Origin of the sequence: Smaragdicoccus niigatensis DSM 44881 = NBRC 103563, assembly GCF_000380645.1 — a bacterium.
GTDB lineage: Bacteria > Actinomycetota > Actinomycetes > Mycobacteriales > Mycobacteriaceae > Smaragdicoccus > Smaragdicoccus niigatensis.
Genome location: NZ_AQXZ01000016.1, coordinates 36,725 through 54,169, shown reverse-complemented (window position 1 = coordinate 54,169; position 17,445 = coordinate 36,725). Strand labels below are relative to the sequence as shown.

The 17,445-nt window shown below is 64.1% G+C and carries 9 protein-coding genes; 6 read left to right on the top strand and 3 right to left on the bottom strand.

The window, feature by feature from the left end:
• The 4 genes from F600_RS0110625 to F600_RS0110610 are packed head-to-tail and all read left to right on the top strand — an operon-like array spanning window position 1 to window position 7,589.
• Window positions 1-816 carry an FAD binding domain-containing protein gene (locus F600_RS0110625; RefSeq protein WP_018160596.1) on the top strand — a complete coding sequence of 272 codons (816 nt, stop codon included), beginning with the start codon at window positions 1-3 and terminating at the stop codon, window positions 814-816.
• On the top strand, window positions 813-3,563 hold the full coding sequence (locus tag F600_RS0110620) for a molybdopterin-dependent oxidoreductase (protein WP_018160595.1): 2,751 nt from the start codon (window positions 813-815) through the stop codon (window positions 3,561-3,563). Before F600_RS0110625 ends, F600_RS0110620 begins: the two co-directional genes overlap by 4 nt.
• Window positions 3,560-4,495, top strand: a complete 936-nt coding sequence (locus F600_RS0110615) for an antibiotic biosynthesis monooxygenase (protein ID WP_018160594.1) — start codon at window positions 3,560-3,562, stop codon at window positions 4,493-4,495. The genes F600_RS0110620 and F600_RS0110615 overlap by 4 nt, the downstream gene beginning before the upstream one ends.
• A 16-nt stretch (window positions 4,496-4,511) precedes the next feature.
• Window positions 4,512-7,589, top strand: coding sequence for a multicopper oxidase family protein (locus tag F600_RS0110610; protein WP_018160593.1), 3,078 nt, complete (start codon window positions 4,512-4,514; stop codon window positions 7,587-7,589).
• Between the two features lie 9 nt (window positions 7,590-7,598).
• On the opposite strand, the gene F600_RS0110605 is transcribed toward F600_RS0110610, so the two are convergent.
• Entirely contained in the window at window positions 7,599-8,954 is a 1,356-nt protein-coding gene (locus tag F600_RS0110605) for a flavin monoamine oxidase family protein (RefSeq protein ID WP_026306402.1), read from the bottom strand.
• 204 nt (window positions 8,955-9,158) lie between these two features.
• Here F600_RS0110605 and F600_RS30310 point away from each other — a divergent pair, with 204 nt between their 5' ends.
• Together F600_RS30310 and uvrB are read left to right on the top strand one after the other, a co-directional pair.
• Entirely contained in the window at window positions 9,159-11,582 is a 2,424-nt protein-coding gene (locus F600_RS30310) for a RyR domain-containing protein (protein WP_018160591.1), read from the top strand.
• A gap of 59 nt (window positions 11,583-11,641) precedes the next feature.
• Entirely contained in the window at window positions 11,642-13,810 is a 2,169-nt protein-coding gene (gene uvrB, locus F600_RS0110595) for an excinuclease ABC subunit UvrB (RefSeq protein WP_018160590.1), read from the top strand.
• Here uvrB and F600_RS0110590 read toward each other — a convergent pair whose 3' ends face one another.
• Window positions 13,811-14,635, bottom strand: coding sequence for an ABC transporter permease (locus F600_RS0110590; RefSeq protein ID WP_018160589.1), 825 nt, complete (start codon window positions 14,633-14,635; stop codon window positions 13,811-13,813).
• A complete protein-coding gene (locus tag F600_RS0110585; protein ID WP_018160588.1) occupies window positions 14,632-17,418 on the bottom strand; it encodes an alpha/beta fold hydrolase in 2,787 nt (928 codons plus the stop codon). Before F600_RS0110585 ends, F600_RS0110590 begins: the two co-directional genes overlap by 4 nt.
• Between the last annotated feature and the right edge of the window lie 27 nt (window positions 17,419-17,445).

The window sequence follows — 17,445 nt, the reverse complement described above, 5'->3', positions numbered from 1 at the left end:
ATGAATCTGAACACGATTGTTGACGTCAAACGCCCCAGCTCCGCAGACCAGATCGTGGATTGGCACGACGGTTACGCGTGGCTTGCCGGCGGGACGTGGCTGTTCTCCGAACCCCAGGTTTCGACGGACACGCTCATCGACCTCGAGAGCCTGCACTGGCCCGCGTTGACCGCGACCGACTCCGGTCTCGAGATCGCCGCGACCTGCAAGATCGGCGAGCTGTTCCGCTACGAAGCGCCTCCCGAATGGACCGCGGTGTCCGTTTTCCGGGACTGCTGCAACGCTCTTCTGGCGTCGTGGAAGATCTGGAATGCCGCGACGGTCGGCGGGAACATAGTGATGTCGCTGCCCGCGGGGGCGATGATCTCGCTGACGACCGCGCTCGAAGGCGTGTACACGATCTTGCCGCGAGACGGCGTGCCCCGGACCGTTCCGTCCTTGGACTTCGTCACCGGTAACCACGAGAACGTGCTCGAGTCGGGTGAACTGCTTCGGTCGATCCACCTACCGGCGTCGGCATTGTCCAAGCGCGTCGCCTTCCGCCAGCAGTCGCTCGTCAAGCTCGGACGTTCTGCTGCGCTGCTCGTCGGCACCGTGGGCCAAGACGGCCAGGACTTCCGCGTCACCGTGACGGCAGCAACGAGCCGTCCGGTCCAGTTCGCCTTCGACAGTGTGCCCACGCGGGACGAACTTCGGCGCGCGATCTCGGCCCGGCTCTCGTTCCCCGACTACTTCCACGACGTCAATGGGTCGGCGGAGTACAAGCAACACCTCACGTTCCATTTTGCTGAGCAGATCCGGGCGGAATTGGCATGAGCACTTTCGAGGTCGACGGCCGGATGTTCTCGGCCGAGCCAGAACCAGGTCAGTGTCTTCGCACGTTCCTCCGCGATCGCGGGGTCTTCGGCGTCAAGAAGGGCTGCGACGCCGGGGACTGCGGAGCATGCACGGTGTGGGTCGACGGCGCGCCGTTCCACTCCTGCCTCGTTCCCGCGTTCCGTGCAGCGGGCAAGAAAGTCACCACCATTCAGGGCCTCGCCTCGGACGGCGAGTTGCACCCGATGCAGCAGGCTTTCAAGGACGCACAGGCGTTCCAGTGCGGTTTCTGCGCTGCGGGCATGGTGATGACCGCTGCCGCGTTGAGCGATGAGCAGAAGCAGGATCTGCCGCGCGCGATGAAGGGCAACCTGTGCCGTTGCACGGGGTACCGGTCGATCGACGACGCGCTGCACGGCGTCACCGAAGCCGAGAAGGACGTCGCGGGGCTCGCGTGCGGGGCTAGCCTGGCGAACCCCTTCAGCGATGGCATCTTGACCGGGCGTGCGCGGTACACGATGGACATCGCGATGGACGGAATGCTTCATCTCAAGGTCCTGCGGTCGCCGCATGCGCACGCTCGCATTCTCGAGATCGACCGCAGTGAGGCGCTGACGGTGCCTGGCGTCGTTGCGGTGTACACGTGGGAGGACGTTCCGAACCGCCTGTACAGCACGGCAATTCACGAGGACCACCTCGTTGACCCGGACGACACGCGACTTCTCGACAATGTCGCGCGCTTCGCCGGCCAGCGGATCGCAGCCGTGGTGGGCGAGACTGAATCCGCAGCGGAGGCGGGAGTTCGCGCGCTGAAGGTGCAGTACGAGGTGCTGCCGGCGGTGTTCGACCCGGTGGACGCCATGGAGCCCAGTGCGCCGCTGCTTCATGACAAGGGCAACGCGCACAAAGACAACATCTTCTGTGACATTCATGGTGAAGCGGGAAATGTGGCGCAGGGACTCGCGGAAGCCGAGGCCACCCACGAAATGACCTACTCGACGTCTCCGGTGCAGCACACGCACCTCGAGACCCATGGTTCGATCGCGTGGCGCGGCGACGACAACCGGTGGCATGTCCGCACCAGTTCGCAGGGACCGTTCGTCGCTCGACAGAAGCTCTGCTACTTGTTCGGCCTGCGAGACCGCGATCTGCACGTGTTCACCGAACGTGTCGGCGGCGGGTTCGGCGGCAAGCAGGAGATGATTTCCGAAGACCTCCCGTTGCTCGCGACGATGCGTCTCGGGCGCCCGGTGAAGTGGGAATGGACTCGCGAAGAGGAATTCTTCGGCGCCACGACCCGTCACCAGATGACGACTCGGGTCAAGCTCGGTGCGAAGAAGGACGGGACGCTCACGGCGCTCGACGTGACCGTCTACTCGAACACCGGGGCCTACGGAAACCACGGGAGTGAAACTCTCGCGGCGGCATTGAGCAGCCCGCTGGCGGCCTACCGCTGCCCGAACAAGCGGGCACTCGGGTACGCCGTGTACACCAACGTCCTTCCGGGTGGCGGGTTCCGCGGGTACGGCGCCTCCCAGACGACGTTCGCGATCGAATGCGCTATCGACGATCTCGCCCGCATGCTGAAGATCGACCCGGCAGAGATGCGGCGCAAGAACATGGTCCGGCCGGGCGATCACGTCGAATCGATCTGGCAGGACCCGACCGACGCCGACTTCGGCAGCTACGGCCTCGACCAGTGCATGGATTACGTCGAATCCGAGCTCGCTAAGGGCAACGGGGTCGCGAAGCCGGCGGGCGACGACTGGGCCGAAGGGTCGGGAATCGCGATGGCGATGCTCGAATGCGGGCCACCGACCGAGCATCGATCCTCCGCCGAGCTTCGGATGCTCGCGGACGGCAGCTACCACCTCGCCTGCGGTTCGTGCGAAATGGGCAATGGAATCACCAACGCCCACCGGCAGATTGCCGCCGGGATCCTGGAGACCCGCGCGGCCAACGTCGACATCATCAACGCCGACACCGACCGCACGCCCTACGACACCGGAACATTTGCCAGTACCGGCACCGTGGTGGCCGGCAAGGCCGTACACCTGACGGCGCTCGCCATGCGCGACGACATCCTGAACTTCGCGAGCAAGCACACCGGCGTCGATCGTGAGCAGTGCACGCTGCTCGACGACATGGTGGTCTGCGGCGGGCGCAACATCCCGTTGACCGAACTGCATGCGATCGGAACGGCGCAAGGCCATCGATTCGAAGCCAAGCGCAAGGCGTATCTGTCGCCACGCACGATTGCGTTCAACGTGCACGGCGTACGACTGGCCGTGCACCTGGTGACCGGAGAGATCCGGATTCTGCACAGTGTCCATGGCGCGGATATCGGCCGCCTGATCAACCCGCTGCAGTGCCGCGGTCAGATCGACGGTGCCGTCGGCATGGCGTACGGCTGGGCACTCACCGAGAACTTGGTGCACAACGTCGACGGCGGGGTGGTGAACGCCAACCTGCGCAATTACCGCATCCCGGCATTCGCGGACCTTCCGCGCACGGACGTGTTCTTCGCCGATACCTACGACACGATCGGTCCGATGGGCGCGAAGTCGCAGGGTGAGTGTGCGATCAACCCGGTCGCGCCGGCGGTGTCCAACGCGCTCGCGGATGCGACCGGTGTTCGGTTCTCGTCGTTGCCGTTCACACCGGACCGCATCTACGCGCGGCTTCCCGCGCAGCCGCGGGTGGTGACCCGCGCGGCGGCTGACCTGGAAAGCGCACAACTGCAATGACCGTCACGATCGTCACCCAAACCGGCGTTCGCCCAGAGTCGGAGGACGCCTTCGAAGCCTGGCAGCAGGAGACGAGTGCGCGCGTCAGCGGGGTGCCCGGCTTTCTGGAACAACGCGTCCTGAAGCCGAATCCGCCAACACAGCCGGACTGGGTGATCCTCCAGCGCTTCGTCGATCTGGAGGCAGCGCAGGTCTGGCTACATTCGTCCGAACGCGCTGCTCGGCTCGAGACGGTCGCGCCGATGCTCGCCGGCGTAGACGACGTCAACATCGTTCGAGACGGAGAAGGCGCCCTGCCGGCGCCGGCTTCGGCAGTGTTCTCGACACGAGTTCGGCAGGGGATGGAAGCCCATTACCAGAAGTGGGAGCGCCGAATCGCGGCGGCGCAATCGCAGGCACCGGGCTTCCAGGGGTATCGGCTTGAACCCCCGGTTCCGGGGGTTCAGCCGGCCTTCGTGGCGATCCTGCGCTTCGACAACGAGGACAACCTGCAAGCGTGGCTGAACTCGGACACACGCCAGGCCCTGCTCAAACAGACCGACCCATTCATCGAGCACTGGCATGTCTTCGTCGCGAAGACCGGATTCGACCAGTGGTTCGCTTCACCGACGGACCCGGGTGCTGCGCCACCGCCGGCGTGGAAGATGAACATGATGGTGCTGCTGATGCTGTACCCCGTCGTGTTCATTTTCGGGTATTTCGTCGGTACACCGATCCTTACCAAGGACGTCAACCTGCCGTTCGCGATGGCACTCTTCGTTGGCAACTGCGTGAGCGTCACGCTGTTGACGTGGCTGGTCCCGTGGGTCGTCAAACATTTCCAGTGGTGGCTGCGGCCGCACAATCCGACGACGAGAACGCAGCTGACCGGTGTTGCCGTTCTCCTCGTCCTTTATGCGGTGATGATCGTTCTCTTCTGGCAGTTGTTCTGAGGTAAGCGAGTACGCGATGCGGCAGCGGAGACTCATCGGTTGGTTGAGCATCGCCTGCACGCTGATGCTGATCGTTGCCGGATGCACGTCAAAGAAGGACAGCGTCACCGCACCGGGCTCGAACTTCGGCAAGGACGGCACCTCGGCTGCCTACCGGGAGCCCGTCAAGCTGAGCAGCAAAGACGGTGTCCTCGAAGTGCGGCTTTCGGCACATCAGGGTTCGGTGTCACTCGACACCGCCTCGAAGCCGGTGTCGGGCTTTCTCCTCTTCGGCTACACGCTGATCCGCGGAACCTCATCCGACGGTTCGACCGAAGGCAAGGATCTGTATCCCGCGCCGACGCTCCGCGTCGATCCGGGGCAGCGCCTCATTGTCCACTTCGACAACGACCTACAGGGTCTGCAGATTTCGGACTTCTACAGCTTCCAATTCACGCCGGCGGGTCAACAGGTTCCGCTCTATCCGACTGCCCTGGCGGCGCCGCCGATCAATCTGCACACCCATGGACTGCACGTCAGCCCGGATGGCAATGCCGACAACGTTCTGCTCGACATTCCGGCGGGCAAGGGCAACCGCTACGACTACGCGATTCCGACGTCGATGCCGGCGGGAATGTACTGGTACCACAGCCATCTGCACACTCTGACCGCCGAGCAGACCTACCGTGGCCTGGCTGGACTGCTCGAGATCGGACGGCCGGACGGCAATCTCCCGCTCGTGACCGACAACAAACTGCCCGTTCGAGATATGGCACTGCAGTACAACTTCGTGTTCGATCGCAAAGGGTCGGGCGCGCACCTCAATGATCCCAGCTGGTCGCAATTCGTGAGCACGCTGCGCCCGCCCGAGGCCAACCAGCTCGCCGACGGGACGTATCAGCCGAGTCTGGCGCCGGTGAACTTCGCGCAGACCAGCCCGGGTTCGCAGTACTTCACGAATTGGTACAGCGGACCGTTGTCGCCGAACAACCACCGCGGCCAAACCCAGTTCATTCCAAGCAATCTGCAGAGTTTCGCGAGCAATTCGACCAATATCCCGGCCAATCCGGGGCTTCCCGACAATGAGCGCGATGTCCAATTCACGATCAACGGGCAGTTTCAACCGGAGCTCAAAACGAAGCCCGGGCAAACCGAGATCTGGGTGCTCGCGAACATCAGCGACTTCGCCTACCTGCCCGTGACCCTCACCGAGACGGCTACCGGAAAACATCCGAAGTTCGCGATCGTCGGTCAGGACGGTAATCCGTTCGCCCAGGTCCAGTCGCCGGTCGACGGTGACGGGACGAGGCTCGTCATTCCACCCGGGTCGCGGTACGCGGTCGCCGTGACGATGCCCGAGCACGGGGATCTGGTGCTGGAGATGCCTCCGGTGCCGGGCGCGAAGCCAGTCTCGAACCCGGGAGTTCTGTACACGAACAACGGGTCCGACAAACCCAGTGCGGTGCTCGGGACCACGTCCGTCGATCCATCGGTGATCAGTTACGCCGACGGCTTCTTCGTTTTCCCCACGCAGAAATTGTTGAAGGTCAGTCCGGACGGTGGAAAGGGCAAGACCGTCGCCTTCAACCCCGGACAGGAACTCGGTGCGTACACGTCGTTCGTGAACACCGCGGCAATGACACCGGACGTCACCCGGAATCTCATCGTCTCGGGTGGATTCAGCAACGACAAGGCGAGCACAAATGACCCGAAAGCATTCACCTACGAGTTCGCCGACAACACCTTCCCGAACATTCCGCTGATCCAGCCACGTCTGAACTCGGTCGAGGAATGGGTCATCACGAACAAGAACAACGACGAACACCCGATGCACATCCACGTCAACGACTTCCAGGTGATGCAGATCGACAGCCCGGTCGCCGGTACGAAGACGGGCGTGCAGATGTGGGGTGAGGACAACGTCAACGTTCCGGCGCCAGTGACTGATGATCAGGAGAACCCGCTCGTCGATTCGTCGACGACCGTGCGCACGAAGTTCACGGACTACACCGGATCGTTCGTCATCCACTGCCACCGGCTCAATCACGAGGACAACGGCCTGATGGCCATCGTCAACGTGATCCCGCAGGTGTCGTCGTATGCCGTCGCCGGAGCCGGGAAGGTCAGCGTCCTCGACGGTGCCGGTGATCGGCCGCTGGCTGAGGTCACGCCATTCCCGGGATTCACGGGTACGCCGTCGGTCGCCATGGCGGACGTCAACGGGGACATGGTTCTCGACCTGATCGCCGGCACGGGATCTGGTGTGGCGAACGAAGTGGTCGCCTATGACGGTGCCAGCGGATTCACCAAGGAACTTGCGCGGTTCTCGCCCTTCGGCGCGGACTTCCGCGGAGGAGTCACGGTCGCCGGTGGCGATGTCGACGGCAACGCGCTTGCCGACAACATCGTCGTCGGTGCAGGTCCGGGTATCGAGTCGCAGGTAAAGGTCTTCTCGTCAGTCCTGCCGGCGAAAGGCAAGGCGCCGGACGTGTTTTCCTCGTTTGCGCCGTATCCCGGCTCGAAGGCGGGCGTCTCGCTCGCGACTGGCACGGTCGAGTTGGCATCCGGGCGGCACAGCATCGTGACAGCCCCCGGACCAGGTGAGGCGCCGCGAGTGAAGGTGTTCCGGTACGACCTCTACGCCCCAACCGTCGTGGCCGGTGGCGGCGAGCCTTCGAAGGACCCGACGAAGGCAGCGGAGTTCCTCGCGTTCGATGAGAGCTACCGTGACGGCGTTTCGCTCGCGGTCGGTTGGGTTGCTGGTGCTGAGGGCGGTGCGCAAAGCATCATCACGGGTCAGACAGCCGGTAACGGCACAGTTCGCTCGTGGTCGAGCGGTTCACGGCTCGACGGGGCGCCGGCGATGTACACGCACGGCCCTGGCGAGCATGGCGCACACCTGCAATTCCGTCAGACGTCGTCCTTCGAACCGTTCCCGGGCTCCGGGGTGCAGGTGGCGGTCACGGCGACGACCGAGGGGGCAGATCTTCTCGTCGCGGGTTCTGGCGGGGTGACGCGCTACGGCTTGGCTCGGCCGGAGCCGAGTGCGAACACGTTGGCGCCGATGGTGATTGGTTCGGTCCCAGGAAATTCGGCGGCCATCGGCGGTCGATAGCGCGGGACGTTACGCGTACGCCAGATCGATGACCTCGTGCGCGGCCCGTTCACCGGATCTGACCGCGCCATCGACCCATCCGCACATCACCGGCGACGATTCGGTCCCGGCCCAATGGATGCGACCGCACGGTGCTCGCAGGGCCGGACCGAACTCGGTCAGGACGCCGGTGGGAGCGTGGCTGAGCATGCCACCGCCGGAATATCTTTCGAGGGTCCAGTCTTGCTCGTGATAGTCGACCGGATTGGCGGCCTTCGGCCCGAATCGAATCGCGAGGTCGCTGAGAATCGCTTGGCGCCGGTCGGATTCGGTCATTCGGCCCAGCCGACGGCAGTTCGGACCTTCGACGATGACGCACAGGATGCCGGGTTTTCCGGAGGCGGTGCACGCGTCGATGGTGACCGGGGCGGCCGTCCCTGGTGACGCCGACAGACCCGTCAACCCATCCGCGCGCCAGAACGGCTCGTCATAGATCGCAGCGACCTTCATGATCGAACCGCCCGGCATCCGCTGATGGAGCATGGCTCGATCGACGGGCAACTGTGGGTCGAACAGGATGTGACTGGCGATCGCGATGGGCACGGCAACGATGACCCGGGAGGCTCGAACCGTTGTCGACTCCGCGCGCACGGTCGCGCCGTCGGCATCCTGAGTGATGGATCGAACCGGCTGATTGAGATGAATTCGCTCGCCGAGATAATCAGCGATCGGACGATAGATCGCACCCATCCCGCCGACCGGTCGCGCGTCCTGCGAACCGTTTTCGACGCCGAGTACGAAGCGCGGACCACCGCCCGACGCCATTTGAAAGAGCACGAAAAGCAGCGACACCTCGGACGCCGCTGAGGTGTAGCAGCCCGCGACGCCGGTTTCGAGCAGATCGTGGGCGGGCTTGGAATAGACGTTGCCCTTGAGCCAGGTCGCCAAAGTGGTCGCATCATGCTCAGCGGCATTCGGCGCGTTCCACGGTTCGTTCACCGGAATCGATCGACACAGGCGTTCGAGGTTGAGGAAGGCGATGCCCATGTTGGCGGTCACCCACGGCCCGAGTTTGAGGGGGACCGTGCCCTTGTATCGGTGCGGCTTCCCGTCGAGGACCACGAGATTCGCACCCTCGTTGAATTGCTTGTAGCTGGGTACTCCGAACTCGTCCATCAACGCGTGGATGCGGTCCTGGGTGGGGCCGACCCAAGCGCCGCCGCGGTCGATATAGGAGCCATTGCCCAGCGAATCGGTGAACGTCCGTCCGCCGACTCGGTCCCGAGCTTCGAGCACCGCGACCGTGCGGCCCGCCTGAACGAGTCGTAGGGCGGCGGTCAAACCCGCGAAACCCGCTCCAACGACGCAAACATCGACGTCAGCCATGAGAGCCATCCCTTGTCAGCCCAGTGGACATCTCTCAGTCAACGCCGTCGGCGGGCGGAACGAAAGGGTTAAAAGACCGCTCGGTACGTTTCCTGGGGAATTGATGAAAGATAGGTATCCGGCTCGAATTTCGCGATCTATTCGCGTGCACGGGTGGATCATCTCGGTAGAGGGATTGGTCGCCCGGCGAGGGGATTTGGGCGCATGCCGACGTCTGTGGTTGTCCGGCGCATCGCGCGGTGGACTGTGCTCGTCGGAACCGTGGTCGCCGTTGCGTGCCTCGCCTACGTGGCGCGGCGTCAAGACCGGGCCAAACTGATCCCCGAACCGTGGCGACCGTGGGTAATTCTCGTCGTCGTCGTGCTCATCGGTGCGACGTGCACGGTGGTCTTCCGCACGCTCAGTCGACCCAATGCGCCCATTGGCGTGATCGCCGTCTTGAGTGCAATCAGTTTCGTCCTCGGCCTGAGCTCGTACTGGACGTGCTCAGGTACTCAGAAGCCTTCCTTCGTCACGAAATTGATCTGGACAGCGACGCTGCTGAAAGGCGGTGTCGATGATCGCAAGCTCGACGAAATCACCTGTCCGACTGTTACTCCCGTCGCACTCGACGTGGCTCGGCTGGGCGCCCTCTCGGCGGTGTTCCTGGGCGTTCTCCTGGTCCTCATCAAGGTTATGGAGACGCAGTCCGGCAGGTTCCGGATCCTCCGGGCGAAGACCGTGACCGTCATCATCGAAATGGATGAGAACGCGCAGTCCATGGTGTCCGCGCTGGCGAAGGATCTGGATCGGGGAGAACTGCTGGTTCTCCTCACGTCGGCGCCGGACCGGCCCTGCGTCACCGAGTGTCGGGGCGACGGATTGTGTATCGCAACCGTCGACGTCGACCGCCAGGCGGCATTGGAGTCGCTCACCGTGTGGCCAAAATTGAGTCGGCTGTACCTGCTCTCGAGCGATGCAGTCGCCAATCTCAACCGCCTCGAGATGGTGAGCGAGGTCGTCGCCAAAGCTCGCGTTCCGATACTCGCTCGAGTGCGTCTGCTCGTTCGCGGGATCTTCGTCCTTCCGCCCAAGTTGACGACCGCGCGGGCGGTCCGGGCGGTCGTCCGCGGAGTGAATGCGAAACGGCGCCTTCCGCTCCTCGTTCGCATCGATGACCCATGGCAGGCGGAAGCGTGGCGTCAGGCGTACAAGCGCAATTCGCAAGTGCTGTGGGCGCCGGGCGCCGTGAGCATCTATGAAGCCACGGCGGCGCGACTCCTCGATTCCATCGTCGGCCGAGCGACAGAAGTGTTCGTCTGCGGAACGTCGCGGCTGACGCTGGCATTGTGTGCCGACCTCGATCATCGCCATTGCGCGGCATCGGAGAAATCGGCCGAGGGGTTGCCCGCGATGACCGTCCTCGGGCGCAAGGCGGAAGACTTCGTCAACGACCATCGGGATCACGAAGCCCAACTGCACGAATGTGCGCGGGCCCGCATTCTTGCGGTCCCGGAGGCACCCTCGGTGAGCCGTATTGCACGGATGATCGATGATTCAAAACTCAGCGTCGAGTCTCTCGCCGTGATCATCGTCGATTCCATCAACAACCCGAATGAGGACATCGACTCGACTCTCGGTATCCGGCTCGCCACGCGATATCCCAGTCTGCCTATTTATCAATGGGATTCGGACGTGCGCTCGATTCGCCACCGCCGTCCGATCGTCGGCGGATTGACCACTTTTCCGCTCGCCATGGACATGCCCGGAGGTCGGCCGCAAGATGCCCTGGACCGAGCGGCGATATTGATTCACGAGAACTACCGAGCCACCGCTGATCCAGACGCGCCGACGAGCAAACCGTGGGACCAACTGAGTGCGTTTTACCGGCGATCAAACCGGCGCCTGGTCCGGAACGTTCTGCAGATCGTCGAGCAGATCGGCGACCACAGTTGGAACAGCATGGAGAACGACACGGTGCTGCCCGACCCACCTGGGTCCGGCGACGCCAGCCCGTTGGAACAGCTTCGGCGCCTGGGCTTTCCGCGCGAGGTCGCGATGCAGATGGCGCAGGCAGAGCACGAGGACTGGTGCGAGTACCTACGCGCGGAAGGCTGGCACGAAGGCCCTCGTGACGACGCCCATAAGAAGCACCCGCTGTTGATTCCCTGGGATCGGATCGCGAGTGACGAGAAGAAGCTGACGAAGGCGGTCGGCAGCGTCGCCGGGACGGTACTGCAACTCCGCCAGCAGGGGTATCGGTCCTGGCCGGTCTGGCGGAGGTACCGCCGAATCGGGGACGTTCAAGCCGAACGCCGCAACGAACCTTGGACATGGACGACGCGAGCCGGCGATGTGATGCAGGCCCGCGCGGGCGATTGGGCGGTGACGGGTGCCGACGGTGGGCAGTGGTCGGTACAGGACGGGATCTTCCAGGAGTCATACGAGCCCGGCGCCGGCGGAACCTGGAAGCGCAAAGGTAGCGTGCTCGCGCGTCGCTGCGTGCCGGGGGAGTCAGTCCGGACTCTCGAAGGAGCGGGGACCGCGACCGATGAATCGTGGGTCGTCCAAGGCGACCGTGGCGAGCGCTGGATTGTTCCGGAGGATGAATTCCGGGTCGGCTACGAAGGGCCACTCTTCGGCGAGTAGCGGCGGGTGCCTGGTTGACCGGCCAAGAACTTGTCGTAGGTCCGACCTACTCTGGTTCCATGGCCTTCGCTTCTGAACCCGCCGCTCGCGCCATTGACGATGCTGTCCGCGCCCACTCCGAACATCGACCGGTGGGCGATATCGAGCGCACCGGCGGTCGGTTCGAGGTCGTGAGCGAGTACCAGCCGGCCGGTGACCAACCAGCGGCGATCGAGGAGCTCGAACGCCGGATCAACGGCGGAGACAAAGACGTCGTCCTGCTCGGTGCCACCGGTACGGGTAAGTCGGCGACGACGGCCTGGCTCATCGAACGTCTGCAGCGCCCGACGCTCATCATGGCGCCGAACAAGACACTCGCCGCCCAGCTTGCCAACGAGCTACGGGAGATGTTGCCGCACAACGCCGTCGAGTACTTCGTCTCGTATTACGACTACTACCAGCCAGAGGCGTACATCGCGCAGACGGATACCTACATCGAGAAGGACAGCTCGATCAACGACGACGTCGAGCGCCTGCGGCACTCGGCGACCTCGAGCCTGCTGTCTCGGCGCGACGTGGTCGTCGTCGCGTCGGTGTCCTGCATCTACGGTCTGGGTACGCCGCAGTCTTATCTCGACCGGTCTGTTCAGCTCGAAGTCGGAACAGATATCGACCGCGACGCGCTGTTGCGTCTACTCGTCGACGTTCAGTACTCGCGCAACGACATGTCGTTCGTTCGCGGATCGTTCCGGGTCCGCGGTGACACCGTCGAGATCATCCCGTCGTACGAAGAGCTCGCCATCCGCATCGAGTTCTTCGGTGACGAGATCGAGGCGCTGTACTACCTGCATCCGCTGACTGGAGACGTCGTGCGGAAGGTCGATTCCGTGCGGATCTTCCCGGCGACGCACTACGTGGCCGGGCCAGAGCGAATGGCCCGCGCGGTCACCGACATCGAGTCCGAGCTCGAGCAACGGCTCGCGGAGTTGGAGAAGCAGGGGAAGCTGCTCGAAGCTCAACGGCTCCGGATGCGTACGCAATACGACCTCGAGATGATCCGTCAGGTTGGGTTCTGCTCGGGCATCGAGAACTATTCGCGACACATCGATGGGCGAGCGGCGGGTACGGCACCCGCGACGCTCATCGACTATTTCCCGGACGACTTCCTGCTCGTCATCGACGAATCGCACGTCACCGTGCCGCAGATCGGCAGCATGTACGAAGGCGACATGTCCCGCAAGCGGAACCTGGTGGACTTCGGATTCCGGTTGCCGTCTGCCGTCGATAACCGGCCGCTGACGTGGGAAGAGTTCGCCGAGCGCATCGGCCAGACGGTGTACCTGTCGGCCACTCCGGGCAAGTATGAGCTCGGCCGAGCGCAAGGCGAGTTCGTCGAGCAGGTCATTCGCCCGACGGGTCTTGTCGATCCGAAGGTCGTGGTCAAACCGACCAAGGGCCAGATCGACGACCTCGTTCACGAGATTCGCGCGCGTGCTGAGCGTGACGAGCGCGTTCTGGTGACCACTCTGACGAAGAAGATGTCCGAGGACCTCACTGATTACCTGCTCGGTCTCGGCATTCGGGTGCGATACCTGCATTCCGAGATCGACACGTTGCGACGCGTCGAGCTGCTGCGCCAGCTGCGACTCGGTGAATACGACGTCCTCGTCGGAATCAACCTTCTCCGTGAGGGTCTCGACCTTCCGGAGGTGTCGCTCGTCGCGATCCTCGATGCCGACAAGGAGGGTTTCCTGCGCAGTGGCACGAGCCTCATCCAGACGATCGGACGTGCCGCCCGAAACGTGTCCGGTGAAGTGCACATGTACGCGGACAAGATCACCGATTCGATGCGGCACGCGATCGACGAGACCGAACGCCGGCGTGAGAAGCAGATCGAATACAACCGGCAGGCGGGCATCAATCCGCAGCCGCTGCGGAAGAAGATCAGAGACATCCTCGACCAGGTTTACGAGGAAGCCGACGACACCGACGTTGCGGTAGGTGGCTCGGGTCGAAATGCGAGCCGTGGTCGACGTGCGCAAGGCGAACCAGGCCGGTCGTCCGGTGTGGTCCATCGCGATACGAAGTCGATGCCGCGCGCAGAGTTGGCCGATCTCATCAAACAGATGACCGATCAGATGATGAGTGCCGCTCGCGACCTGCAGTTCGAGTTGGCGGGTCGTCTGCGCGACGAGATCGCCGATCTGAAGAAGGAACTGCGCGGGATGGACGCGGCCGGGCTCAAGTAGTCAGGACACGATGTCTTTCCGGCGGAAATGCCACCAGGCCAGGGTGCCGAAGATCGACGCGTAGACCAACGACGAGAACGTGCCGACCACCATGTCCTGCCAGTCGATGACGGGAGCCAGCGCTCTGGTCCAGGCCCAGCCGAAGTGTCCGGGCAACCAGTTCCGCAATTGGCCGAGGGGCGTGATCTGCTCGAGGATCTCGATCAGAATCGCGACCATGACCGTGCCTCCAACCGCGCCCAACGGGGCGTCGGTCCAGACGGACAGCAGAGACGCGAGTCCGGCGACCCACAGCAAACTGATCGCGGTGAACGCTGCGCCGAGCGCAATTCGCGCGAGCGCGACCCCAAATGAAATCGAGTCGCCGAACGGCGTCACGAGCGAATCAGCGCCGTAGCGGATTGTGCCCACGACCAGCGACATCGCAACGAGAACCGCAATTCCGGCGATCGACAGCGTGACGGCCACCAGTGCCTTTTGAACGAGCAGTCGGGTGCGCGGGATCGGGATTGTCAGGAGGTAGCGCAGACTCGACCACGCTGCCTCGCTGGCCACCGCGTCACCGAAGAACAGCGCGACCACCACGACCAGCAGGAATCCGGCGGACATCAGCAACGCGAAGACCGCGAAGTTGACGCCACCGTGCGTCGCGAGGTCGATGAGCCCACTCGCGCCGCCCGCGTCGTCACCGCCGAAGGCCAACGCGATCGCCAAGACGATGGGCAGTATCGCGAGCAGCCCGAATGCCACCTGGGTCCGTCGACGGCGGAGTTGTCGCTCGAGTTCGACCCGGAACGGCAACGTGAGTCTGGTGCCGGTTGTCATGGTTGTTCCTCGTCTGACGCGACGGTCGATCGCGGGTCGTGAACCAACGCCAGGAAGACGTCCTCGAGCCGGGTCGATCCGGTGACGCTGCGGATGGCCACGTCCCGGTCCGCCAGGATTCGCACGATTTCGGGCACTCCGACCGACCCAGCGTCGACGCGGATTCGGGGTGTGACCCCGTCAACGACCACGACGTGACCGATGCCCGACATCTCGCCGAGCACGTCCACCGCGGCCGGAATGTCGTCCACGCGAATGTCGATGGGACCGGCGGCGGCAACGAGGTCGGTGACCAAACCCGACGCGATGACCTTTCCCTGGTTCATGACGACCGCGTGTGTGCAGGTCTGCTCCACCTCGGCGAGAAGGTGGCTCGAGACGACGACCGTGCGCCCCGTCTTGACGTAGTTCGTGAGCACGTCGCGAACCGTCCGGATTTGCGGCGGGTCGAGTCCGTTTGTGGGCTCGTCGAGAATGAGCAGGTCGGGCAGACCGAGCATCGCCTGAGCGATGGCGAGACGCTGCTTCATGCCGTGGCTGTAGGAGCGGACCGGTCGGTCGATCGCGGAACCCAGCGCGGCTATCTCGAGCACCTCTTCGAGGTGCGAGTCCTCTTTCGGCCGTCCCGTTGAGGCCCAGTACAGCCGTAGGTTTTGTGTGCCAGACAGGTGGGGGAGCAGGCCGGGACCTTCGACGAAGGCTCCGATGCGGGCGAGAATCGGCGACCCGGCGCTCACGTGATTGCCGAAGAGCTTGACCTCACCGTCGTCGGGCCGGATGAGGCCCATGGCCATGCGCAGCGTGGTCGTCTTGCCCGCGCCATTGGGTCCGAGCAGGCCCAAGATCGTGCCGCGTTCGGCGGTGAAGCTCACGTCGTCGACCGCACGGAAACCGTTCGAATACGCCTTGACAAGTCCCTTCACCTCGAGCGGTGGTTCGTCGACACCCTCGATGATCGGAGTTGGACGCCGCCGGACCATCCCCACCACCGCGAGCATGAGAACTACGCCGATGATCGCGATGGAGCCGACGATCGGCAGCAAGGGAATATCGCGCGACCGGGGTACTGCAGGGACCGACGGGACGGTCAGCGAAACCTCTGAGCCGTCGATCGTGAAGACCGCGGGCGTCAGTGGTGTCGCGTACGCCGCGTCTGTCGTCGCGATCGCGAGCTCGAGATGGTGGTCGGCCGGGAGTTGGTGGGCGATCGCGGGCAACGTGATTCGGAGCGGCTGTCCCAGAATGTCGTCGGGAATCCGAACGGCAGCAACGCCACCGCCGGGCAACGCTCGTCGACCGCTGGGCGAGACGTCGTAAAGCTTGACGAACAAGACGGACGAACCAGGACCCGCTCGAGCCGTGATGTGCAGGTCGACCGTGGGCGAGCCGACGATCGACATCGGCTCGCCGACGGGTGCGGATTCGAACACTGCAGTCTGGCCCGGAATGTCGAGTCCGAGAGACCCCAGTGCCGCAGGGATGGCGCCGCCGCCGACCGACAAGCCGGGGATGCTCGACACCGCCGCGGGAACCGCACCGGGTGGACGAAGGATCTGCTGATTGGCGGTCCCGCGCAACGGGACGGTCGACCGCTGGACCGAGGGAGCCTTGCCCACGCCGGGATAGCCGTCGGCGATCATGGCCCGAATGCGCTGGTTGCCGTTCTCGTCCATCGTGCCGGGCAGGTCGAACCGGAACTCCGTTGAGTCGGCCGACTTCTCGTCGGCAGCGCCGGTGAGCTGACTGGTCAGGAAGTCGCGCGCCGGACCGTCGGCTCGGTCGAATCCTCCGTCGTGACCACCGTTGAACCATCGGACTTGGACAGGTCCCCGAACTTCACGAGCCGTTGCGTCCGCCTCGTCCAGGCCGAACAGGGTGTCGCGCTGTCCTTGCAGCAGCAACGTCGGAGCGGTGATGTGCGCTGCGACGGTCGTCGGGGAGTGTTGGGTGAGCACCGTGAGGAGTTCCGGCGAGGGAGTACCCGTCACCAACGCGGGGAGAACGAGGGGGCACAGCCGCGGGTCGAAGCGACCGCACACATTCGCGGGAGCCGCGGATGCCGGCGGCGTGCCCGACCTGCCCTCCTCTCCGACGGCCGTTGAGCCGGCGCCGAAGAATGTCCCGGCCCAGTTTCTCTTGAGCACGCCCGGCCATTCGTATTGCGAAGTGGTCAGCGACGACGGCACTGCCGTCGACGTCGGCTCGGCATAGTTCGGGAACAACGCGCGCCCCAGGTTGTTCCACGTCGCCGTCGCGACCACCGCGTCGATGCGTGGATCGGTGCCGGCCAGCATCAAGGCGAGCGCGCCACCGTACGAGGCCCCGGCGACGCCGACCTTCGGATCATTAGGTCGATCCTTGGTGACCTCGGGTCGATTCGCGAGCCAGGTGACGAGTTCGCGAGCATCGGCGACTTCGCGATCTGGATCGTTGATGCTGATCGTTCCGCCGCTCTTACCGAATCCGCGGGCACTGTAGGTGAGGACGACAAGTCCCGCGTCTGCGAGTTCGCGTGCCTGTGCATCGACGGAGGCCTTGCTCCCACCGAATCCGTGCGCCAGAAGCACGGCGGGGGCTGGGGTCTTTGACGGCAGATAAAAGGATGTGTCGAGTTTGATGTGCAGGTTGGAACCCGGAGCCGCGACGACGGAAATCTCCTGGCTGGAAACCGGTCCCGCATCACCAGCGCCGCTGCGCAGGACGACGAACCCGGCAGTTGCCGCAACCGCGGCGAGGACGGCGACAGCCGTTAGTTTCAGCCGTGCACGCCGACCGATAGCCACGATGATCAATCTAGACGCCGTTTTATC

What these genes read in the sequence shown, in the direction of transcription:
- F600_RS0110590 (WP_018160589.1), bottom strand. Translation starts at nt 14,635, where the DNA reads ATGACAACCGGCACCAGACTCACGTTGCCGTTCCGGGTCGAACTCGAG.
- F600_RS0110620 (WP_018160595.1), top strand. Translation starts at nt 813, where the DNA reads ATGAGCACTTTCGAGGTCGACGGCCGGATGTTCTCGGCCGAGCCAGAA.
- F600_RS30310 (WP_018160591.1), top strand. Translation starts at nt 9,159, where the DNA reads ATGCCGACGTCTGTGGTTGTCCGGCGCATCGCGCGGTGGACTGTGCTC.
- F600_RS0110610 (WP_018160593.1), top strand. Translation starts at nt 4,512, where the DNA reads ATGCGGCAGCGGAGACTCATCGGTTGGTTGAGCATCGCCTGCACGCTG.
- F600_RS0110615 (WP_018160594.1), top strand. Translation starts at nt 3,560, where the DNA reads ATGACCGTCACGATCGTCACCCAAACCGGCGTTCGCCCAGAGTCGGAG.
- F600_RS0110605 (WP_026306402.1), bottom strand. Translation starts at nt 8,954, where the DNA reads ATGGCTGACGTCGATGTTTGCGTCGTTGGAGCGGGTTTCGCGGGTTTG.
- uvrB (WP_018160590.1), top strand. Translation starts at nt 11,642, where the DNA reads ATGGCCTTCGCTTCTGAACCCGCCGCTCGCGCCATTGACGATGCTGTC.
- F600_RS0110625 (WP_018160596.1), top strand. Translation starts at nt 1, where the DNA reads ATGAATCTGAACACGATTGTTGACGTCAAACGCCCCAGCTCCGCAGAC.